This window comes from Bradyrhizobium sp. F1.13.3, assembly GCF_040548265.1.
Lineage (GTDB): Bacteria > Pseudomonadota > Alphaproteobacteria > Rhizobiales > Xanthobacteraceae > Bradyrhizobium.
On sequence record NZ_JBEPRI010000006.1, the window covers coordinates 180,581 to 200,301 of the forward strand.

The 19,721-nt window shown below is 63.9% G+C and carries 20 protein-coding genes; 13 read left to right on the plus strand and 7 right to left on the minus strand.

Going from position 1 to position 19,721, the window contains the following annotated elements; translation table 11 throughout:
* Positions 1-93: 93 nt before the first annotated feature.
* Positions 94-549: a GatB/YqeY domain-containing protein gene (locus ABIB66_RS18275; RefSeq protein WP_354208114.1), complete on the minus strand. Its 456-nt coding sequence runs from the start codon at positions 547-549 to the stop codon at positions 94-96.
* Positions 550-582: 33 nt separating this feature from the next.
* Positions 583-1,311 (minus strand): alpha/beta fold hydrolase, encoded by a 729-nt coding sequence (locus ABIB66_RS18280; RefSeq protein WP_354208116.1) that lies wholly within the window; start codon positions 1,309-1,311, stop codon positions 583-585.
* A 146-nt stretch (positions 1,312-1,457) separates the two neighbouring features.
* Between ABIB66_RS18280 and carA the strand changes: the two genes are divergently transcribed.
* Together carA and ABIB66_RS18290 are read left to right on the plus strand one after the other, a co-directional pair.
* The gene (gene carA / locus ABIB66_RS18285; protein WP_354208118.1) at positions 1,458-2,648 is read left to right on the plus strand and encodes a glutamine-hydrolyzing carbamoyl-phosphate synthase small subunit; all 1,191 of its coding nucleotides are present in this window, start codon (positions 1,458-1,460) and stop codon (positions 2,646-2,648) included.
* A gap of 160 nt (positions 2,649-2,808) precedes the next feature.
* Entirely contained in the window at positions 2,809-3,330 is a 522-nt protein-coding gene (locus ABIB66_RS18290; RefSeq protein ID WP_354061688.1) for a hypothetical protein, read from the plus strand.
* Positions 3,331-3,442: 112 nt separating this feature from the next.
* Here ABIB66_RS18290 and ABIB66_RS18295 read toward each other — a convergent pair whose 3' ends face one another.
* Positions 3,443-3,967, minus strand: a complete 525-nt coding sequence (locus ABIB66_RS18295; protein WP_018453593.1) for a Dps family protein — start codon at positions 3,965-3,967, stop codon at positions 3,443-3,445.
* 113 nt (positions 3,968-4,080) lie between these two features.
* Between ABIB66_RS18295 and ABIB66_RS18300 the strand changes: the two genes are divergently transcribed.
* A complete protein-coding gene (locus ABIB66_RS18300) occupies positions 4,081-4,782 on the plus strand; it encodes a class I SAM-dependent methyltransferase (protein WP_354208120.1) in 702 nt (233 codons plus the stop codon).
* Between the two features lie 237 nt (positions 4,783-5,019).
* Here ABIB66_RS18300 and ABIB66_RS18305 read toward each other — a convergent pair whose 3' ends face one another.
* Positions 5,020-5,391: an ArsR/SmtB family transcription factor gene (locus ABIB66_RS18305; RefSeq protein WP_354208358.1), complete on the minus strand. Its 372-nt coding sequence runs from the start codon at positions 5,389-5,391 to the stop codon at positions 5,020-5,022.
* A gap of 108 nt (positions 5,392-5,499) precedes the next feature.
* On the opposite strand from ABIB66_RS18305, the gene ABIB66_RS18310 reads away from it, so the two are divergent.
* From ABIB66_RS18310 to greA, 3 genes are all read left to right on the plus strand, one after another.
* The gene (locus ABIB66_RS18310) at positions 5,500-6,669 is read left to right on the plus strand and encodes an MFS transporter (protein ID WP_354208122.1); all 1,170 of its coding nucleotides are present in this window, start codon (positions 5,500-5,502) and stop codon (positions 6,667-6,669) included.
* A 144-nt stretch (positions 6,670-6,813) separates the two neighbouring features.
* A complete protein-coding gene (gene carB / locus ABIB66_RS18315) occupies positions 6,814-10,278 on the plus strand; it encodes a carbamoyl-phosphate synthase large subunit (RefSeq protein ID WP_354208124.1) in 3,465 nt (1,154 codons plus the stop codon).
* Between the two features lie 212 nt (positions 10,279-10,490).
* Positions 10,491-10,964, plus strand: coding sequence for a transcription elongation factor GreA (gene greA / locus ABIB66_RS18320; RefSeq protein WP_007596674.1), 474 nt, complete (start codon positions 10,491-10,493; stop codon positions 10,962-10,964).
* A gap of 186 nt (positions 10,965-11,150) precedes the next feature.
* Here the strand turns inward: greA and ABIB66_RS18325 are convergent, their stop codons facing one another.
* Positions 11,151-11,630, minus strand: coding sequence for an Lrp/AsnC family transcriptional regulator (locus tag ABIB66_RS18325; protein WP_275172518.1), 480 nt, complete (start codon positions 11,628-11,630; stop codon positions 11,151-11,153).
* 265 nt (positions 11,631-11,895) lie between these two features.
* On the opposite strand from ABIB66_RS18325, the gene trxB reads away from it, so the two are divergent.
* From trxB to ABIB66_RS18350, 5 genes are all read left to right on the plus strand, one after another.
* Positions 11,896-12,861, plus strand: coding sequence for a thioredoxin-disulfide reductase (trxB, locus tag ABIB66_RS18330; RefSeq protein ID WP_354208127.1), 966 nt, complete (start codon positions 11,896-11,898; stop codon positions 12,859-12,861).
* A 5-nt stretch (positions 12,862-12,866) separates the two neighbouring features.
* On the plus strand, positions 12,867-13,790 hold the full coding sequence (locus ABIB66_RS18335) for a LysR family transcriptional regulator (RefSeq protein WP_007614700.1): 924 nt from the start codon (positions 12,867-12,869) through the stop codon (positions 13,788-13,790).
* A gap of 465 nt (positions 13,791-14,255) precedes the next feature.
* A complete protein-coding gene (locus ABIB66_RS18340; protein WP_354208129.1) occupies positions 14,256-15,164 on the plus strand; it encodes a 4-hydroxy-tetrahydrodipicolinate synthase family protein in 909 nt (302 codons plus the stop codon).
* Positions 15,165-15,342: 178 nt separating this feature from the next.
* Complete coding sequence (locus tag ABIB66_RS18345; RefSeq protein ID WP_354061676.1) at positions 15,343-15,489, plus strand: hypothetical protein; 147 nt, start codon at positions 15,343-15,345, stop codon at positions 15,487-15,489.
* A gap of 131 nt (positions 15,490-15,620) precedes the next feature.
* Positions 15,621-15,767 carry a hypothetical protein gene (locus ABIB66_RS18350; RefSeq protein WP_275172513.1) on the plus strand — a complete coding sequence of 49 codons (147 nt, stop codon included), beginning with the start codon at positions 15,621-15,623 and terminating at the stop codon, positions 15,765-15,767.
* Between the two features lie 78 nt (positions 15,768-15,845).
* On the opposite strand, the gene ABIB66_RS18355 is transcribed toward ABIB66_RS18350, so the two are convergent.
* Positions 15,846-16,523: an AAA family ATPase gene (locus ABIB66_RS18355; protein ID WP_007596685.1), complete on the minus strand. Its 678-nt coding sequence runs from the start codon at positions 16,521-16,523 to the stop codon at positions 15,846-15,848.
* Between the two features lie 428 nt (positions 16,524-16,951).
* Positions 16,952-17,302, minus strand: coding sequence for a hypothetical protein (locus ABIB66_RS18360; protein ID WP_354208359.1), 351 nt, complete (start codon positions 17,300-17,302; stop codon positions 16,952-16,954).
* A 321-nt stretch (positions 17,303-17,623) separates the two neighbouring features.
* On the opposite strand from ABIB66_RS18360, the gene ABIB66_RS18365 reads away from it, so the two are divergent.
* A complete protein-coding gene (locus ABIB66_RS18365; RefSeq protein ID WP_354208131.1) occupies positions 17,624-18,790 on the plus strand; it encodes a CaiB/BaiF CoA transferase family protein in 1,167 nt (388 codons plus the stop codon).
* On the plus strand, positions 18,787-19,716 hold the full coding sequence (locus tag ABIB66_RS18370; protein ID WP_354213920.1) for an HpcH/HpaI aldolase/citrate lyase family protein: 930 nt from the start codon (positions 18,787-18,789) through the stop codon (positions 19,714-19,716). The genes ABIB66_RS18365 and ABIB66_RS18370 overlap by 4 nt, the downstream gene beginning before the upstream one ends.
* Positions 19,717-19,721: the final 5 nt, after the last annotated feature.

Genomic DNA, 19,721 nt, shown 5'->3' on the forward strand with positions numbered 1-19,721 from the left:
TCTTCATTCTGAAGAACGTGGATGCCCGGCACAAGGCCGGGCACGACGGGATGATAGTCTGTCAGCTCTTGGCAAATCTTTCGGCGCGGCCGTCTAGCCCGTCAGAGCAGCCTTCACCAAACCGGAAGCCTTGCCGAAATCCATCTGGCCGGCGTACTTCGTCTTCAGCACGGCGATCACCTTGCCCATGTCCTTCATGCCGGCGGCGCCGGTCTCGGCGATCGCGTCCGAGATCGCCTTCTTGACGTCGTCGTCCGACATCTGCTTCGGCAGATACGCAGAGATCACCGCGATCTCCTCGCGCTCCTGCGCGGCGAGCTCGGCACGGCCGCCCTTCTCGTAGAGCTCCACCGACTCCTGGCGCTGCTTGATCATCTTCTGAAACACGCCTAGCAGATCCGCGTCCGTGAGCGGCGGCTTGCCACTGCCGCGCGCCTCGATGTCGGCGTTCTTGATGGTCGAGTTGACCATGCGCAGCGTGGACAGCTTGCGCTCTTCCTTGGCCTTCATGGCCTGCTTGACCGCATTGTTGATGTCGTCGCGCAGCATGGTCGTGCTCCCCTAGAATATCCGACGCCTGATCTAGGCCGTTCGCGGCCCTGAGACAACCGGGGTTCCCAGCCATTCGACCAACGCCCGCACCGTCGCCGCGGGCTGCTCCGGCTGCGGCAGATGTCCGCAATTCTCCAAAACGACGAGCCTTGCGCCGGCAACGCCCTCCGCCATCTCCTTCGAGAATGCGTTGGGAATCGTATTGTCCGCATCGCCCGTCAGCACCAGCGTCGGGCATTTGATCGTCGCAAGCGTCGGCCGTGAATCCACCCGCGCGATGATCGCGGTCTGCTGTCGCAGATAGCCCTCGACGCCGACGTCATCGCCCTGCTCGTGTACGAGCTGGCGAATGCCGGCATCGTCGCGGCGCGAGGGATGCACCAGTTCGGGAAACATCTCCTCGCGCGCCGCACGGAGCTCGCCGCGCCGGGCCCGCTCCATCAGACCGCGGCGACGCGCGGTCGCCTCCGCCGTGTCGGGCCGGGCCTGGGTGTTGATCAGCGCCAGCTTTGCCACCCGCTCGGGCGCCTGGCGCATGATCTCGAGCGCGATGTAGCCACCCATGGAATGGCCGGCGAGCGCGAAGCGCGGCGGCGCCTCGCTCAGCACCCGCCGCGCAATCGCCGCCATGTTGTCGTCGCGAATATGGTTGGCGACCATCACCGCGCCGAACCGCCAGAGCGCCGGGATGACCGGCGCGTAGATCCGGGCCGAGGAGGCTAATCCCGGAACCAGCAGAATCGGCGTCGTCTGGTCCATTATTGCCTCCCAAGCCCCGGAATTTGCCGGAAATTATGCCACCGAGCTTAGGGGCCCAAGGCGACCTGTCAAATATGCAAAAACGCATGTGAATCGGCGCATCTCCGCTTTGACGTCGGCGCCCGCGGAGACTATGAACCGGGCTCATGACACAACATGACAACGATCCTGCCTGGCCGGACCACAAACCGACCGCGCTGTTGGTGCTTGCCGATGGCACGGTGCTGGAAGGCTTTGGCCTCGGCGCCGAAGGACAAGCCGTCGGCGAGGTCTGCTTCAACACCGCCATGACCGGCTATGAGGAGATCCTCACCGATCCCTCCTATGCCGGCCAGCTCATCACCTTCACGTTCCCGCATATCGGCAATGTCGGCACCAACGACGACGACATCGAGACGGTGAACATGGCCGCAACGCCCGGCGCGCGCGGCGTGATCCTGCGCACCGCGATCACCGATCCCTCGAACTACCGCGCCACCAAGCATCTCGACCAGTGGCTGAAGGCCCGCGGCATCATCGGCCTCTCGGGCATCGACACCCGCGCACTGACCGCGCTGATCCGCAACAAGGGCATGCCCAATGCCGTGATCGCGCACGCCAAAGACGGCGAGTTCGACCTGCACGGTCTGAAGGAAGAAGCGCGCGAATGGCCGGGGCTCGAAGGCATGGACCTCGTGCCGATGGTCACTTCCGGCCAGCGCTTCACGTGGGACGAGACGCCGTGGCTGTGGGACAAGGGCTTTGGCCGTCAGGACAAGCCTGAGTTCAACGTCGTCGCCATCGATTACGGCATCAAGCGCAACATTTTGCGCCTGCTCGCCGGCGTCGGCTGCAAGGTGACGGTGGTGCCGGCAACGACGTCGTCTGAAGATATTCTGGCGATGAAGCCAGACGGCGTGTTCCTGTCGAACGGTCCCGGCGATCCGGCCGCGACCGGCAAATATGCCGTGCCTGTGATCCAGGACGTGATCAAGTCGGGCACGCCGACATTCGGAATCTGTCTCGGCCATCAGATGCTCGGCCTCGCGGTCGGCGCCAAGACGAAGAAGATGCACCAGGGCCATCACGGCGCCAATCATCCCGTCAAGGACGAGACCACCGGCAAGGTCGAGATCACCTCGATGAACCACGGCTTTGCAGTGGACGAGAGCACCCTTCCGACCGGCGCGACGCAGACCCACATCTCGCTGTTCGACGGCTCGAATTGCGGCATCCAGCTCGACGGCAAGCCGGTGTTCTCGGTGCAGTACCACCCCGAGGCCTCGCCGGGTCCGCGCGACTCGCACTATCTGTTCCAGCGTTTTGCGGACCTGATGCGGCAGAAGAAGAGCGCGTAAATCGCGCGCTCTCCTGCAACTGCTTTGACGACATCGAGCCCGGGCCTTCTCCCGGGCTTTTGTTGTTCCGGGGCGCAGCGCCAACCCGCACTGACAGCGCACGAGGAACGCCGCTTAGCTCCCTTCGTTGATCCCTACTACGCTCACGCAGGAGCCCGCCATGTCCGTCGTCCGCGACAATGCCGAGCCGCTCGCCATCGTGTTTGAGGATGACGGGCTCGTGCCGAACAATATCCTCCCCTTCCTGGTCTACCAGGCCGCGGTGAAGCTCGATTCCAGACGGCCGGAAGAGACGATCGAACGCTTGTTCGAAGCGAACGGCTGGGGCGGCACGTGGCGCAATGGCGTCTTCGACTATCTGCATTATCATGCGACGGTGCACGAGGTGCTCGGCGTTGCGCGTGGCAGCGCGCGCGTGCGCTTCGGCGGCGACCATGGCCAGGAGCTGGAGATCAAGGCCGGCGACGTCGCGATCCTGCCCGCCGGCACAGGTCACCAACGTATCAAGGCCAGCGAGGATTTCTGCGTGATCGGCGCTTATCCGCCGGGCGCGAAGATGGAGGTCACCCGGGCAACGCCGGAGAACCACGCCAAGGCGCTGAAGACGATTCCAAACGTCGCGCTGCCGCCGGCCGATCCGGTGACGGGGAAGGACGGGGCGTTGATGCGGTTGTGGCGGTAGCTGCAAGCAAGGTGATGTAGGGTGGGTTAGCGAAGCGTAACCCACCTCTTCTGTTTCCGCGGAGGCAGACGTGGTGGATTACGCCTGCGGCTAATCCACCCTACGACCTATCCTACGCCTCGTTCGCACCTTCCTGTCTTGTGGCTTCGAACAAAAACCAGGTGCGGCGCTCCGTCTCGTCGATGAAGTTCTCGAGGATGCTGGCACTGGCGACGTCGCCGGCCTCGTCGCACACGTCGTGCGCCTTGCGCATTGCGGCGGCGACATGCTTGTTGTCCTGCATCAGCTCGCGCAGCATCTCACGCGGCGGGACGTAGTCTTCGTTGTTGTCCTTAATAGTCTGGAGTTTCGCGACCTGGCCGATCGACTTCAGGGTCGTGCCGCCGATCTTGCGGACGCGCTCGGCGAGCTGGTCGGTGGTGGCGAATATCTGGTCGGACTGTTCGTCAAGCAGCAGATGATAGTCGCGGAAATGCCGGCCGCTGATGTGCCAGTGAAAATTCTTGGTCTTGAGATAAAGCGCGAACGCATCGGCCAGGAGCACGTTGAGTGCCTCCGAAACCTTGTTGACTGCCTGGGACGACAGATCGGTGGGGGTGTCGAGGTCGGGCGAGACCTTTTGTGGGGCTTTGCTCACGAGAAACCTTCCTGTTAGGACGCGGACATTGACGGCGCGCCGCCGCACCCCTAACGCAGGCGGGCAGCGCCGGTTCCTTCAACGGAACCGTTTGGCCGGGGCCCTCGGATACCATGGACGATTGGATCGATTATTACGACTCGACGCATACGATCTATGTCAGCAAGCTGCATCGCGACTTGCACTTTCAGATCATCGCGCGGGACATCATCGGCTACATCTCCTCGCCCGAGGCGACCGTGCTCGACTATGCCTGCGGCGAGGCGCTGTCGGCGAGCCAGGTCGCGGCGGCTTGCGGCAAGCTGATCCTTGCCGAGCCCGCGCCCGGCGTGCGCGGCCGGTTGATCGCCCGGTTTGCCCCGAACACGAAAATCCGCGTCCGCTCGCTCGACGACGTCCACAACATGCAGGAGCAGTCGATCGATCTCGTCGTGATGAACTCGGTCGCGCAATACATGACGCCGGACGAGCTCGACGGCGCGCTCCTCAATTTCCGCCGCATCCTGAAACCCTCCGGGAAGCTGGTGCTCGGCGACATCCTCCAGCCCAATGTCGGCATGTTCAGGGACGTCACGGCGCTGCTCAGCTTCGGCCTGCGTCACGGCTTTTTGAAAGATGCACTGATCGGGCTGATCAGCACCGCACTGTCGGATTACCGTCATCTGCGCACGCGCATCGGGCTGCAGCGCTACAGCGAGGCGGAGATCACCGCCAGGCTCAAGGCAGCCGACTTCGCGGTCCAGCGCGCTCACCGCAATATCGGCCACAATAGCTGGCGCATGACGTTCGTCGCGCGGCCGCCGTTGGTTCGGTAAGTTTCCTGGGTTCGGTAAACTTCCTGGATTCGTTAGGCTTCCTGGGTCCGTTAAGCATAACGTCTGCCTGAGGTGGCTTGTCGCACCTCGATCGGTAATGATCGCCGCGGCCCGGTGGCGGAAGCGTTACGCGAGGGCGATGCATCGCTCTTTATCCTGGTTCAAATCCAGGCCGGGTCTCCACGCTTCGCCCCTCACGGGGCTACGCGTGGCGCGGCCACGCAAGCCGTCCAATCCTCACTCCATCTCGACCACTTCGCATTCCGACACAAGTCGCAGCCGGTCGGCATCCTTTGCCGCGGAGGTGATGACGGCATCCAGCAGGCCCGGAAAACGTGCGTCCAGATCTTCGCGGCGCAGCCGCACGAAGCGGTTGGTGCCGGCGACGCGGGTCTGCATCAGGCCGCATTCGCGCAGCTTGGCGAAGTGATAGGCCAGATTCGACTTGCCGCTGAGCCCGTTGAAATCGCCACAGCACAGCTCGCCGCTGACACGTTCCTGCTGCGCGAGCTGATACACGATCGCCAATCTGATCGGATCGCTCAGGCAATCCAGAACCATCGGCAGTTCGATCTGCGCGCGGGTGGGGTGGGGTGGGGTGCGGCTCATGTCGGAGACCATAGCGAAATGGCTTCGATGTTCAATAGTTCTTGAACCAATTGACTCCTGACCGTCCCATCGATAGTTCAATAAACATTGAACATAGGGAATCCTCGGATGAGCGTATTCTGGTTGGCCTTGGCGGCCTTTGCGATCGGCACGGAAGGCTTTGTCATTGCAGGGCTTTTGCCGTCGATCGCCACCGACCTGGCGATTTCCGTCCCCGCCGCCGGGCAGTTGGTCACGGCCTACGCCCTCACCTATGCGGTCGGCTCGCCGATCCTGGCGGTGACGCTGAACAATATCGACCGCCGCACCGTGCTGGCCCTGGCGCTATCGACCTTCATCGCCGGAAACCTCGCGGCGATGGTGGCGTCGAATTACGCCCTGCTGCTGGCCTCGCGCATGCTGATGGCGCTGGGCTCCGGCCTGTGCATGCCGACCGCGCTGGCCGTATCCGTGGCCGTCGCGGCGCCGGAGCGACGCGGCCGCGCGGTGGCGCTGGTTACCTCCGGCCTCACGGTTGCGACCGTCATCGGCGTTCCGCTCGGCAATCTCGTCGGCAGCCTGCTCGGCTGGCGCGCGACCTTTGCCATGGTCGCCCTGATCGGCGCCGTTGCGCTCGCTGGCCTCCTGCTCGGCCTGCCCCGCGGCCTGCCCCGCAACACGGCTTCGCTCGGCGATCGGCTGGCAGTGGCGCGTCACCGCAATGTCCTGACCGCGCTTCTGATCACGATCCTATGGGCGCTCGGCGGCTTCACAGTGTTCACCTATTTCGCGATCCCGCTGCGCGGCCTTGGATTCGATGCGTCGCAGATCAGCCTCGCGCTGCTGGTGTTCGGCGGCGCCGCCGCGATCGGCAACATGCTCGGCGGCGTCCTGGCCGACCGGCTCGGCACGCCCGCCACAGCAGGTCTCGGGCTTGCCGGCATGGCAAGCGCGCTGATCCTGCATTCGCTGGTCCTGAAGCTGATGCCGGGACAGGCGCATTATGCGGTGCTGGGCGCGATCTTCCTCTGGGGCATCTCGGGCTGGGCGTTCTACCCGGCCCAGGTCGCCAGCATCATCCGGATCGAGCCGCAGGCTTCGATGATCGCGCTCTCGCTCAACGCCTCGGCCATGTATCTCGGATTTGCGATCGGCGGTGCCCTGGGTGGCGCCGTGCTTGCGGCGTGGAGCCCGGCCGATCTCGGCTGGGTCGGCGGACTGAGCGTTTCGGCGGCTGTTCTGGTGCATCTCGCCCGGGGCTGGCAGGCCCGGCCAAAACCGGTCAAAATTGCCGGTTGATGGGCGTTTTTCGGGGTTTCGCCGTCCCGAAAACTGGTCTAAGACCCACCCCGCGCGCGAGGGGGGACCACCGCGCTCTCGGCCAAGGGACGCGCAGCAGGCGCGCCCTTTTTTTGTGCCCAAATTCCACTTCGGCGAGAGTTGATGCCCAAACGTACAGACATCACCACCATCCTGATCATCGGCGCCGGCCCCATCGTGATCGGCCAGGCCTGCGAGTTCGACTATTCGGGCACCCAGGCGGTGAAGACGCTGAAGGAAGAGGGCTATCGCATCGTCCTCGTCAATTCCAATCCGGCCACCATCATGACTGACCCGGAATTGGCGGATGCGACCTATATCGAGCCGATCACGCCCGAGATCGTCGCGAAAATCATCGAGAAGGAACGTCACGTCATTCCCGGCGGCTTCGCGCTGCTGCCGACCATGGGCGGACAGACCGCGCTGAACTGCGCGCTGTCGCTGCGCCAGCAAGGCACGCTCGACAAGTTCGACGTCGAGATGATCGGCGCCACCGCGGACGCGATCGACAAGGCCGAGGACCGCCAGCTATTCCGCGAGGCCATGACCAAGATCGGGCTCGAGACGCCGAAGTCACGGCTCGCCAACGCCTCCGCCCTAAAGAAGTCCTTCCGCGACAAGTACCAGGCCGAACGCGCAAAGGCCTCTGGCGCGGCGCTCGCAGAGCTCGAGCGGCAATGGACGCTCGGCGAGAACGACCGCCGCAAGCGCTACCAGGAATATGCGCTGGGCCAGGCGCTGATGGCGTTGTCCGAGATCGGCCTGCCCGCAATCATTCGCCCCTCCTTCACCATGGGCGGCACCGGTGGCGGCATTGCCTACAATAAGGAAGAGTTCCTCGACATCATCGAGCGCGGCCTGGATGCGTCTCCCACCAACGAAGTGCTGATCGAAGAATCCGTGCTCGGCTGGAAAGAGTACGAGATGGAGGTGGTGCGCGACAAGAAAGACAATTGCATCATCGTCTGCTCGATCGAGAACCTCGATCCGATGGGCGTGCACACCGGCGATTCCATCACGGTGGCGCCGGCGCTGACGCTGACCGACAAGGAATACCAGATCATGCGCGACGCCTCGCTGGCGGTGCTGCGCGAGATCGGCGTCGAGACCGGCGGCTCCAACGTGCAGTTCGGCGTCAACCCCGAAGACGGCCGCATGGTCGTCATCGAAATGAATCCGCGCGTGTCGCGCTCTTCCGCCCTGGCTTCGAAAGCCACCGGCTTTCCGATCGCAAAGGTCGCCGCCAAGCTTGCGGTCGGCTACACGCTCGACGAAATCGCCAACGACATCACCGGCGGCGCCACGCCGGCCTCGTTCGAGCCGACAATCGACTATGTCGTCACCAAGGTGCCGCGTTTCGCCTTCGAGAAATTCCCCGGCGCCTCCACCACGCTGACCACGTCGATGAAGTCGGTCGGCGAAGTCATGGCGATCGGCCGCACCTTCCAGGAAAGCCTTCAGAAGGCCTTGCGTGGACTCGAGACCGGCCTCACCGGCCTCGACGAGATCGAGATCGAAGGTCTCGGCCGCGACGACGACAAGAATGCGATCCGCGCCGCCCTCGGCACGCCGACGCCGAACCGGCTGCTCCAGGTCGCCCAGGCGATGCGGCTCGGTTGGTCGGACGAGGAGATCTTCAATTCCTGCAAGATCGATCCGTGGTTCCTCAGCGAGATGCGCGGCATCGTCGACATGGAAGCGAAGGTCCGCAAGAACGGCCTGCCGGGCAACGCCTTCGGCATGCGCACGCTCAAGGCCATGGGCTTCTCCGACGCCCGGCTCGCGGTGATCGCGGAGACGACGGAGGCAGAGGTCACGGCGAAGCGCCACGCGCTCGGCGTTCGCCCGGTCTACAAGCGCATCGACACCTGCGCGGCCGAGTTCGCCTCGCCCACCGCCTACATGTACTCGACCTACGAGGCGCCGTTCGCGGGCGCACCTGCGGACGAGAGCTCGCCGTCCGACAAGAAGAAGGTCATCATTCTCGGCGGCGGCCCGAACCGCATCGGCCAGGGCATCGAGTTCGACTATTGCTGCTGTCACGCCTGCTTCGCGCTGCACGACGCCGGCTACGAATCCATCATGGTCAACTGCAACCCGGAGACGGTGTCGACCGACTACGACACTGCGGACCGGCTCTATTTCGAGCCGCTCACCGCCGAGGACGTGCTGGAGATCATCGCGAAGGAACGCACGAACGGCACGCTTCACGGCGTGATCGTGCAGTTCGGCGGTCAGACCCCGCTCAAGCTCGCGCGTGCGCTGGAAGCCGCCGAAGTGCCGATCCTCGGCACCTCGCCCGATGCCATTGACCTGGCGGAAGACCGCGACCGCTTCAAGCGGGTGCTCGACAAGCTGCGGCTGAAGCAGCCCAAGAACGGCATCGCCTATTCGGTCGAGCAAGCGCGCTTGGTCGCAACCGATCTCGGCCTGCCGCTGGTGGTTCGCCCGTCCTACGTGCTCGGCGGCCGCGCGATGCAAATCATCCGCGAGGAGAACCAGCTCAGCGATTACCTGCTCGGCACGCTGCCGGAGCTGGTGCCGGGGGACGTCAAGGCCCGCTACCCGAACGACAAGACTGGCCAGATCAACACCGTGCTCGGCAAGAACCCGCTGCTGTTCGACCGCTATTTGTCCGACGCGACCGAGATCGACGTCGACTGCCTCTGCGACGGCAAGGACACCTTCATCGTCGGCATCATGGAGCACATCGAGGAAGCCGGCATCCATTCCGGCGACAGCGCCTGCTCGCTGCCGCCGCACTCGCTGGACGACAAGATGATCGAGGAGCTGGAGCGGCAGACCCGCGAGCTGGCGCTCGGCCTCGACGTCGTCGGTCTGATGAATGTGCAATACGCCATCAAGGACGGCGAGATCTACGTGCTCGAAGTCAATCCGCGCGCCTCGCGTACGGTGCCCTTCGTCGCCAAGGTGGTCGGCACGCCCGTTGCGAAGATCGCGGCGCGCATCATGGCCGGCGAGAAGCTTGCCGATTTCAAGCTGAAGAAGGCGAACCTCGATCATGTCGGCGTGAAGGAATCGGTGTTTCCGTTCGCCCGCTTCCCCGGCGTCGATACCGTGCTCGGCCCCGAGATGCGCTCGACCGGCGAGGTCATGGGCATCGACCGCTCCTTCGCGGTGGCGTTCGCCAAGAGCCAGCTCGGCGGCGGCACGCGGGTGCCGCGCAAGGGCACGGTGTTCGTCTCGGTGCGCGAGAGCGACAAGACGCGCATCACCGAGGCCGTCCGCGAGCTGCATTCGCTCGGCTTCAAGGTGCTGGCGACGTCCGGCACGGCCCGCTTCCTGACCGACCAGGGCATCCCGACCGAGAAGGTGAACAAGGTGCTGGAGGGCCGGCCGCACATCGTCGACGCCATCACCAATGGCGATGTCCAGCTCGTCTTCAACACCACCGAAGGCCCGCAGGCGCTCGCCGATAGCCGTTCTCTGCGGCGCGCGGCCCTCTTGCATAAAGTGCCGTATTACACCACTCTTTCCGGGGCCGTGGCGGCCGCGCAGGGCATCCGCGCCTATCTGGGCGGGGACCTTGAGGTTCGGACCCTGCAGAGCTACTTTTCGGAAACCTGATCGCGAGCGGAAGGCCCGACCTTCCGCTAAGTGATTGGCGATGAAGCCACTATGGCCGGAGGAACTGTCCGGCCATATGGTTGTTCTGTTCCGGCGCCAAGCCCATATGAACGTTCGGCGGCAAGCGCGTTGAGCCCCCGGACAGACTGACGAATCAAGTTGCGTGCGCTCTGGCATGTCAGGGCGCGCGCGACCGAAGGACGAGAGAAGAGATGGAAAAGGTACCGATGACCGCGGGCGGCTTTGCCGCGCTCGGGGAAGAACTGAAGAAGCGCCAGTCGGAGGACCGTCCGCGGATCATCGAGCATATCGCCGAGGCGCGCTCGCACGGAGACCTTTCGGAGAACGCGGAATACCACGCCGCGAAGGAAGAGCAGTCCCACAATGAAGGCCGTATCGCCGAGCTCGAGGACAAGCTCGCGCGCGCCGACATCATCGACATCTCGAAGCTGTCCGGCGACACCATCAAGTTTGGCGCGACCGTGACACTGGTCGACGAGGACACCGAAAAGAAGACGGTGTGGCAGATCGTCGGCGAGGTCGAGGCCGACGCCAAGAAGGGCCGCATCTCCATCACCTCGCCGCTCGCGCGCGCGCTGATCGGCAAAAAGAAGGGCTCAACCGTCGAGGTCAACGCACCCGGCGGCGCCAAGGCTTACGAGATCACCAAGGTGGAGTGGCGGTAACGATTTGCCGTCGCATGTGATTTGAAAAAGGCCGCGCAGTGCGCGGCCTTTTTTGTTGCTGGGTGTTGCTGGTAATGAGGTGGGATGATCCCTCACCGCTCGTCATTGCGAGCGCAGCGAGCAATCCAGAGTCTTTCCGGAGACCGCTTGGATTGCTTCGCTCCGCTCGCAATGACGGAGGAGACGCTACCTTCTTGCCCTCACGTCGAGCGGCACAGCCGCCTCGTATTTTGAATTGTGCAGCACCAACGAGGTCCGCACGTTGCGGACGTGTGGAGCGGCGGTCAAATGGGTGACGAAATCCTGGAAGGTGGCCATGTCGGGTGCGACGCATTTCAGGATGAAATCGACTTCGCCCGACAGCATCCAGCACTCGCGCACCAGGGGCTCGGCGCGGACGAACTCCTCGAAGGCGCGCAAATCGGCCTCGGCCTGGCTGGAGAGGTGCACCGCGGCAAACACCGTGACGTCGAAGCCCAGCTTGCGCGCATCCAGAAGCCCGCGATAGCCGTGGATATACCCCTCCTCCTCCAGCGCCCGGACGCGGCGCAGGCAGGGCGGTGGCGAAATGCCGACGCGCTTGGCCAGCTCGACATTCGTGATTCGACCGTCGGCCTGAATCTCGGTGAGAATTTTCAGGTCGATCTCGTCTAGGTTCCGCGACACGTGATTGGAACTCCTGGCCTTTACGGCGGTATTGGTGGGTCTGTCGCAATCCTCATAGCCCAGACCGCGCACTCGGCGCAATTTTATTGCGCGTGCAGCGCAATCGACTTTTGTTCCTTGTTGGAAAAATCCGCCGAGAGGGAATGCAATTCTTGCATAGCTCACCAGAAGGCTTAGATTACCTCTGATATTTCAGCGCCTCCGCGAGGCCTCCCGGCACGTTCCGCGCCCGCGCTGCAGTCCCCCGTGAAAGGCATCTGTCGAAATGTCCGCCGCTGTCCATGCAAAGGTCGTCATCATCGGCTCCGGCCCCGCCGGCTACACGGCGGCGATCTACGCCGCGCGCGCGATGCTCGAGCCGATCCTGATCCAGGGCATCCAGGCGGGCGGCCAGCTCACCATCACCACCGACGTCGAAAACTATCCGGGTTTCGCCGACGTGATCCAGGGCCCCTGGCTGATGGAGCAGATGGAGAAGCAGGCGCTGCATGTGGGCACCCAGATCAAGACCGATCTGGTGACCAAGCTTGACACCTCGCAGCGACCCTTTCGTCTGACCTGCGATAGCGGCGACGTCTATCTCGCCGACGCCGTCATCCTCGCCACCGGCGCCCAGGCGCGCTGGCTCGGGCTGCCGTCCGAAACGAAATTCCAGGGCGGCGGCGTGTCGGCCTGTGCCACCTGTGACGGCTTCTTCTACCGCAACAAGAACGTCGTGGTGGTCGGCGGCGGCAATACCGCGGTCGAGGAAGCCCTGTACCTCACCAACCATGCCTCGCAGGTCACCATCGTGCATCGTCGCGATCACTTCCGCGCCGAACGCATCCTGCAGGAGCGTCTGTTCAAGCACCCGAAGATCAAGGTGATCTGGGACTCAGCCGTCGACGAGATCTGCGGCACCGAGAACCCGAACAAGGTCACTCATGTGCGGCTGAAGAACGCCAAGACCGGCGCCTTGACCGACGTGCCGACCGACGGCGTCTTCGTCGCGATCGGGCATGCCCCGGCGACCGAGCTCGTGGCCGGCCAGATCAAGCTGAAACCGTCGGGCTATGTCGAGGTCGCCCCGAACTCGACCGCCACCTCGGTCCCCGGCCTGTTCGCTGCGGGCGACGTCGCCGACGAGACATATCGTCAAGCGGTCACGGCGGCAGGCCTCGGCTGCATGGCAGCGCTCGAGGCGGAACGATTTTTGGCCCTGCGCGCCAGCGAGCGCGCGGCAGCGGAATAGGCATCATGGCACGAACACGCGACGGATTCACGGATATGGACTGGGACAAGCTGAAGGTGTTTCACGCGGCGGCGGAAGCGGGCAGCTTCACGCACGCGGGCGAGCAGCTCGGCCTGTCGCAATCGGCGGTGTCACGCCAGGTGTCGGCACTGGAGCAAGAACTCTCGGTCTCGCTGTTCCACCGCCACGCGCGCGGCCTGATCCTCACCGAACAGGGCGATCTCTTGTTCCGCACCGCCCATGACGTGTTCATGCAGCTGCAGGCGGCGCGCGCGAAACTGACCGACAGCCGCGAGCGGCCGAGCGGCGATCTCAAGATCACCACCACGCCCGGCGTCGGCATCAACTGGCTGATCCCCCGGCTCGGCGAATTCACCGCGCTCTATCCGGAAATCCGGATCTCGCTGATCGTCACTGACGAGGAGCTCGATCTGTCGATGCGCGAGGCCGACGTCGCGATCCGCACCCGCAAGCCGACGCAGCCGGATCTCATCCAGCGCAAGCTGTTCGCGATGGGCTTCCACGCCTATTGCTCGCCTGATTACATCAAGCGCTTCGGCACGCCGCGTACGCTGGAGGAGCTCGACTCTCATCGCATCATCACGCTCTCCGACGGCAACTTCGCGCCGCATCTTCAGAACCGCAACTGGCTGGTCGAAGCGGGGCGCAACGGCTCGGGTCCGCGCGAAGCCTATTTCAGGGTCAACAACATTCTCGGCCTGGTGCGCGCCTGTCAGCAGGGCCTCGGCATCGCCGCGCTGCCGGACTATCTGATCGAAGAACAGAGCCGCCTCGTGCAGCTGTTCGGCGAATCGGATTCGATCCAGCTCGATACGTATTTTGTTTATCCGGAAGAGCTGAAGACGGTCGCACGCGTGCAAGTGTTCCGCGACTTCGTGGTGAGCAAGGCGCAGCGCTGGCCGTCCTGATTTCCGCATGTCTGACATGCGGCTTGGACGCTTGATGCAGGGCGCGAGGCTAGCCCATAATGTTTTCACGCTGAGCCTTCGCGTTGCGCATTTGTCCCCCTCCTCCAGTGGCGCGGGAGTTCAGTAATCCCTCTTGGAAGGTGATTGTGTCGGCCTCACGTGGCCAATACCTTAAGCCGGGCTCGATCGAGCCCGGCTTTTTTTTGGCAGATCCGGCCTTCGCCCTCCACGTGTATTGACAGTTCCATGCTTACCCCGCATCATTTGCGAATGATCACGAAGTCGTGCGCAATCTCGTCGAAGGCAGTCGCCTCGAAAAAAGGCCCCCATCTGGGGACCTCGGAATTTTGCGCGCGCTAACAGCCTTCGTCATCGCGAGCCGAAACTTCGAAAACCCCGCCGCTTGGACGGGGTTTTTTCATGTGCGCCCCCGTCTCAGGATTTTTCCCGAGAAGGAGATGGAACATGACCGGACTACAGGAACAATTGCACGGGCTCTGGCTGCCGCTGGTGACGCCGTTTCGCGACGGCGCTCTCGACGAGAGGTCGCTGCGCCGATTGACCCGGCATTACAGCGGACAGGCCGTCGACGGCTTCATCCTGGGGGCGACCTCCGGTGAAGGCATGACGCTGCGCGACGCGGAGCTTGAACGCCTCGTCGCCATCGTGCGGGACGAGCTGGCCGCCGCCCACAGCAAGATTCCGGTCTGCCTCGGATTGTCAGGCGCGGACACCTCGCGGCTGAAGGAGCGTCTCGACGAGACCGCGGACTGGCCGATCGACGGTTACCTGATTGCGAGCCCGTATTATGTGCGGCCGTCGCAGCGCGGGTTGCTGGCGCATTTCGAGGCGCTCGCCGATCACGCCGCCTGGCCGCTCGCGCTCTACAACATTCCCTATCGCACCTCGGTCAACATCACCAACCAGACGCTGCTGCGGCTTGCCGGGCATCCGAATATCATCGGCCTGAAGGATTGCGGCGCGAGCCGCGAGCAATCCATCGCGCTGCTGCGCGACCGGCCTGCGGGCTTTCGCGTGCTGACTGGCGAGGATGCGAATTATTTCGAGGCGCTCAGCGACGGTGCCGACGGCGGCATCGTGCTGTCAGCCCACCTCGAGACCGCGACGTTTGCGGCTGTCCATGCCGAGCTGAAGCACGGCAATCACGATGCGGCGCTGGCGCGCTGGCAGGAGGTCGCCGACCTGACGCGCCTATTGTTCACCGAGCCCAGTCCCGCACCGGCGAAGTATTGGCTGTGGCGCGCGGGCCTGATCGACAGCCCCGAAGTGCGCCTGCCGATGGTCGAAGTCGGCAGCGAACTCGCAGTCCAGCTCGACCGCGAGATCGAGCGACGGATGCAAGTCGCGGCGTAGCTGATAGCCCGCACCCCACCCTCTCCCCGTAAGTACGGGGAGAGGGAGTGAGAGAGCGGAGTGCGTGGTTAACTGCGCCCGAACGGCCTTCGCTGCTGCCGCATGGTGCATCCACGGCTCGTTTACGCAAACGCGCCTATCGTCTTCATTCAAAGTCTTTTCAAATGGGGGAATGATCATGGGGCAACGCATCCGCCCGACGGCGGCAGACGTCTTCGCGTCAGCCGATTTCATGCGGGGAATTGTGGTGGTGTCGTCGTTCGGCTTCTGGGCGGTGATGCTCGGCCTGATGCCGGTGCTGGTGTTTCGGGTCTGGCTGGCGTGAGGCAAGCGCACGTCCGGATGGTTAACTCGTGGTAGCACCTGTGTTCGAAAGCGCGCGAGACTGCGACCCGGATTTTTAAAACATCCAATGTAGCGTTCACGCCCATAAGCGAAGAAATCGCGGGGGCGTTTGTGAATAGTCATAACGAAGTGGCGTCGCATTACGACGCTGAACAGCAGGGCTTTACCACCGAGGACATTCTCTGGGCCGCCGGCATCTGGTCGGTGATCCTCACTCTGTCGCCGGTGATCGTGTTCTACATGCTGATGGTGGCCTAGCTACCAAGTCATCTTCCCAAAAACGCAAAACGCGCGGATGTCCGCGCGTTTTTCGTCCGGGGAATGATTTATGAAAAATTACGCCGCCTGCTTGTGCATTGCGCCGGACGCCGACGCCGTGCCGCGAATAGCCTTTACCGAACGTTCGATCGCCGCCCACAGCCTTGCGATTTCCTGAGCCGCACGGCTCTCGGCCTGATATTCCCGCGCGCCCTCGCCGTGGCTCAGCGCCATCAGCAGATCCGAACGGTTGGTGATCTGGCCGCCCCACACCGGAGCACGGAACTTCGCCAGCGCTTCGCGGGCGATGGTGACGATCGGGCTTTCGGATTCGTCGCGGCGCGCCGGCGCACCGTTGAGCACGACCGCGTAGGGCTTGCGAGCCGCACGGCACATCTGGATGGTTTCCTGCACCGCGTTGACGTCGAACACGCCGGGACGGGCGGGAATCACCACCATGGTGGCATTGCGGATGGCGTCGTCAACGACGGCCGACAGGTTCGGCGGCGTGTCGATCAACACCCATTCATAACCGTCGCGCTTGGCAGCGGAGACGATGCCGCTGACCGAGTTCACTGCGGACTTGATCGGCGGCTCGTTGGTGCCACGCAGCTTGTGCCACAGCGTGAGCGAGCCCTGCGGATCCGCATCGACGAGCAGGATCGGCTTGGTCGCCTTGATCTGCGCGGCGAGATGCGCGGCCAGGGTACTCTTGCCCGAGCCACCTTTACGCGATGCAAAAACAATAACGTTCATACCTCTGCCTCCAGATTGACCCCAGGCGGCGAAAATGAATCACCGCGGTGATTCGGGAAAGAAAAATTTATCATAAGTTATGTCGGCGCCATGAAATAACAAAGCGCGTTGGCTTTTGAGTCACACTGTCGCGTGCGACGACGGCTTCATGCCGGCAATCGTGCGTTTTTTGGGCAGCCCGGCGGGAAATAATGGAATGCAACCTCGCCGCGCAATCCGTTTCGCTGGCCGTTTCCATCCCGCCTTGTCGCAAGCGTCCGCACGCGGAGGCGAACAAAACGAGTCCGGTGGCTGGTGTGGGACTGATGTCCTGATCAGTTTGGACTCAGCGACGAGGGGCCGGGCACGCAAATGCCCGGGACTTCAAACGCACTGCGCGCTTTGGCCCGGGCATGATCGAGTTTCAAAAAGGGAACGCGTGCCCGCGTTCAGCCTTCGCTGGATTTCTTCTTCTTGGCGGTCTTCGTGCTCTTCTTCGCAGGTTTGGGCGCGATGCTGGTCGGCTTGCCGGCGCGGGGCGCGGCCGCCATGCCCGGCTCCGGTCCCGGCCGGAAGAACACCCGGCACTGCGGCGAGAGCTGCGACTTCTTCTGGATCATGCAGGCGGTGATGGCATCGACGTTCGGAACGAAGTCGCCGCACAGCCGCATCGCATCGGGCGTGCAGGCCTGCTGCTCCTCCTGGGAGTAGGCAAAGCCTTCACCGGGGTGGATCAGGACGGCCAGGGCGATGCCCGTGATCGCAGCAGCAAAGGTCTTGTTGAAACGGAACGGCGGCATCGATCCCCCCAAAATGTCGAGTCGGAGCGGATAGTGGGTGAACGGGGGTTCGTTGGCAACGAGGGTAGATGCGAAAGGCGGGACGTGTGCGGTCTCGGCAACAGGGCCTCCCAAAACAAAAAGCGCGAAAACAACCCCATGCACAGTAGCCAAGTCCATGTGTTGATTGGACTTTGCCAATGGTGATTTACGGATTTTACGAAATGCGGTTTGACTCGTCGGGCAAAACAGGAGCATGATGCCATCATCACAGAACGTGCGTGGGGTGGTCGGCCTGTCTCCTGCGCTGGACAAAAGCGTGAGCGGGACGGAGACGATTGCATGGAGCGAAATGAGGCGGAGCTGCCGCTGTCGGGTGTGACGGTGGTCTCGCTCGAGCAGGCGATCGCGGCTCCTCTTGCCAGCCGGCATCTTGCGGACTGGGGCGCGCGCGTCATCAAGATCGAGCGGCCGGGCGATGGCGATTTCTGCCGCGACTACGATCACGTGATGAACGGGATGTCGAGCCAGTTCGTCTGGACCAACCGGTCGAAGGAGAGCCTCGCCATCGACATCAAAAGCCCCGAAGGCCAGAAGGTGCTCGAGGCCTTGCTGCCGCGGGCCGACGTCTTCATCCAGAACCTGGCGCCCGGCGCGGCGGAGCGGGTGGGCCTTGATGCCGCATCGCTGCTGCGGAAATTTCCCCGGATCATCGCCTGCGACGTGTCGGGCTATGGTGCGGGCGGTCCCTACAGCAACAAGAAGGCCTACGATCTCCTGGTGCAGTGCGAGGCCGGCGTCCTCGCCATCAACGGCACCGAGGCGGAGCCCGCCAAGGTCGGACTTTCGGTGGTCGATATCGCCACCGGCATGTACATCCTGAACGGCGTGCTGATGGCGTTGTATCGCCGCGAGCGGACCGGCAAGGGCACCGCCTTCCAGGCCTCGCTGTTCGATTCCATCACGGACTGGATGAGCTATCCCGCCTTCTACACGCAGAGTACGGGCCGGCCGCTGCCGCGAACCGGCGCCAGGCATGCAACGATAGCGCCGTATGGCCCTTTCCGCGTCGGCGACGGCAACACGATCTTCTTCGGCATCCAGAACGACCGGGAATGGCGATCGCTGTGCGCCATTGTGCTTGGCGACGCCGCCTTTGCCGACCACCCCCGCTTCCGCACCAATCCGCTGCGCATGCAGAACAGGGACGATCTGCAGGTCCATATCGAGCAGCGTTTTGCAGCGATGACCAGTGACGAGGTGCTGCGGCTGCTCGACGAGGCCTCGATCGCCAACGCGCACCTGAATTCGGTCGAGGCGTTCCTGGAGCACGAGCAGCTCCGCGCCCGCTCCCGGGTGCAACCGGTGGGATCTCCGTGCGGTCCGGTCATGAGCTTCCTGCCGGCCCTCACCATTCCCGGCCTGTCGCCCCGGATGGATCCGGTGCCTGACGTCGGCCAGCACAACCCATCCATCCTCAGCGAGCTCGGTCTCGCAAGGGAGACATGACGATGACGCCCCGGCGGCCGACGCGGGTCTATCTGGCCGTTCCCGCGCATCGCTCCCGTCTCGTCGCCAAGGCGGCTGCCTCGGCCGCGGACGCGGTGTTCATGGACCTCGAGGACGCGGTGCCGCCGACCGAGAAGAGCGCGGCGCTGGCGGAAGCCGCAGGGGCGCTGTCCTCGCTGGAGTGGGGCAACAAGGTCGTCGCGGTCAGGCTCAACGCCGTCGACAGCCCCTTCATCGCGCAGGAAATCCGCATGCTCGCTGCGCTGCCCAGGCTGGATTCGGTGATCGTGCCGAAGGCGGAGCACGCGAGCGACATCGCCGCCATTGCCGATCAGCTGCGCGCGGCCGCGCCGGATCGGCCCTCGCCTGTGGCGCTCGAACTGCTGATCGAGACCGCGCTGGGGCTCGTCAATGTCGACGCGCTCGCCGCGGCACACCAAAGCGTCGCCGCCCTTCATCTCGGCGTCGGCGATTTCGCGGCGTCGATCGGCGCCCGCTCCTCGGAAATCGGCGCGTCGCCGGACGGCTACCGCCACGTGGGCTCCGCCCAGAGCGGCTATGCCTCCGCCCCGCTCGATCTGTTCGCCTATCCGATGATGCGCCTGCTGGTGGCCGCGCGCGCGTTCGGCCTGCGCGCCATCGACGGTCCGTGCGGCGCGTTCCGGGATGGCAGGCTGACTGAAAGCAGCGCGCTCAAGGCGGCTGCGATGGGTTTTGACGGCAAGCAGGTGATCCATCCCGACCAGATCGAACCGACGCTGCGGGCGTTCGTCCCCTCCGACACCGAGCTCGCGCACGCGCGCCGGGTGGTCGAGGCCATGGAGCAGGCCGAGGCGCAGGGCCAGGGCGCGGTGACCCTCGACGGCAAGATGATCGACTATGCCAATGTTCGGATGGCGCGCAGGATCATCGAGATGGGATCGTAGCGGCG

Excerpts from the sequence above, each read along its gene's own strand:
- ABIB66_RS18275 (WP_354208114.1), bottom strand. The coding sequence starts at position 549 with ATGCTGCGCGACGACATCAACAATGCGGTCAAGCAGGCCATGAAGGCC.
- ABIB66_RS18280 (WP_354208116.1), bottom strand. The coding sequence starts at position 1,311 with ATGGACCAGACGACGCCGATTCTGCTGGTTCCGGGATTAGCCTCCTCG.
- carA (WP_354208118.1), top strand. The coding sequence starts at position 1,458 with ATGACACAACATGACAACGATCCTGCCTGGCCGGACCACAAACCGACC.
- ABIB66_RS18290 (WP_354061688.1), top strand. The coding sequence starts at position 2,809 with ATGTCCGTCGTCCGCGACAATGCCGAGCCGCTCGCCATCGTGTTTGAG.
- ABIB66_RS18300 (WP_354208120.1), top strand. The coding sequence starts at position 4,081 with ATGGACGATTGGATCGATTATTACGACTCGACGCATACGATCTATGTC.
- ABIB66_RS18305 (WP_354208358.1), bottom strand. The coding sequence starts at position 5,391 with ATGAGCCGCACCCCACCCCACCCCACCCGCGCGCAGATCGAACTGCCG.
- ABIB66_RS18310 (WP_354208122.1), top strand. The coding sequence starts at position 5,500 with ATGAGCGTATTCTGGTTGGCCTTGGCGGCCTTTGCGATCGGCACGGAA.
- carB (WP_354208124.1), top strand. The coding sequence starts at position 6,814 with ATGCCCAAACGTACAGACATCACCACCATCCTGATCATCGGCGCCGGC.
- greA (WP_007596674.1), top strand. The coding sequence starts at position 10,491 with ATGGAAAAGGTACCGATGACCGCGGGCGGCTTTGCCGCGCTCGGGGAA.
- trxB (WP_354208127.1), top strand. The coding sequence starts at position 11,896 with ATGTCCGCCGCTGTCCATGCAAAGGTCGTCATCATCGGCTCCGGCCCC.
- ABIB66_RS18335 (WP_007614700.1), top strand. The coding sequence starts at position 12,867 with ATGGCACGAACACGCGACGGATTCACGGATATGGACTGGGACAAGCTG.
- ABIB66_RS18340 (WP_354208129.1), top strand. The coding sequence starts at position 14,256 with ATGACCGGACTACAGGAACAATTGCACGGGCTCTGGCTGCCGCTGGTG.
- ABIB66_RS18345 (WP_354061676.1), top strand. The coding sequence starts at position 15,343 with ATGGGGCAACGCATCCGCCCGACGGCGGCAGACGTCTTCGCGTCAGCC.
- ABIB66_RS18355 (WP_007596685.1), bottom strand. The coding sequence starts at position 16,523 with ATGAACGTTATTGTTTTTGCATCGCGTAAAGGTGGCTCGGGCAAGAGT.
- ABIB66_RS18360 (WP_354208359.1), bottom strand. The coding sequence starts at position 17,302 with ATGCCGCCGTTCCGTTTCAACAAGACCTTTGCTGCTGCGATCACGGGC.
- ABIB66_RS18365 (WP_354208131.1), top strand. The coding sequence starts at position 17,624 with ATGGAGCGAAATGAGGCGGAGCTGCCGCTGTCGGGTGTGACGGTGGTC.
- ABIB66_RS18370 (WP_354213920.1), top strand. The coding sequence starts at position 18,787 with ATGACGATGACGCCCCGGCGGCCGACGCGGGTCTATCTGGCCGTTCCC.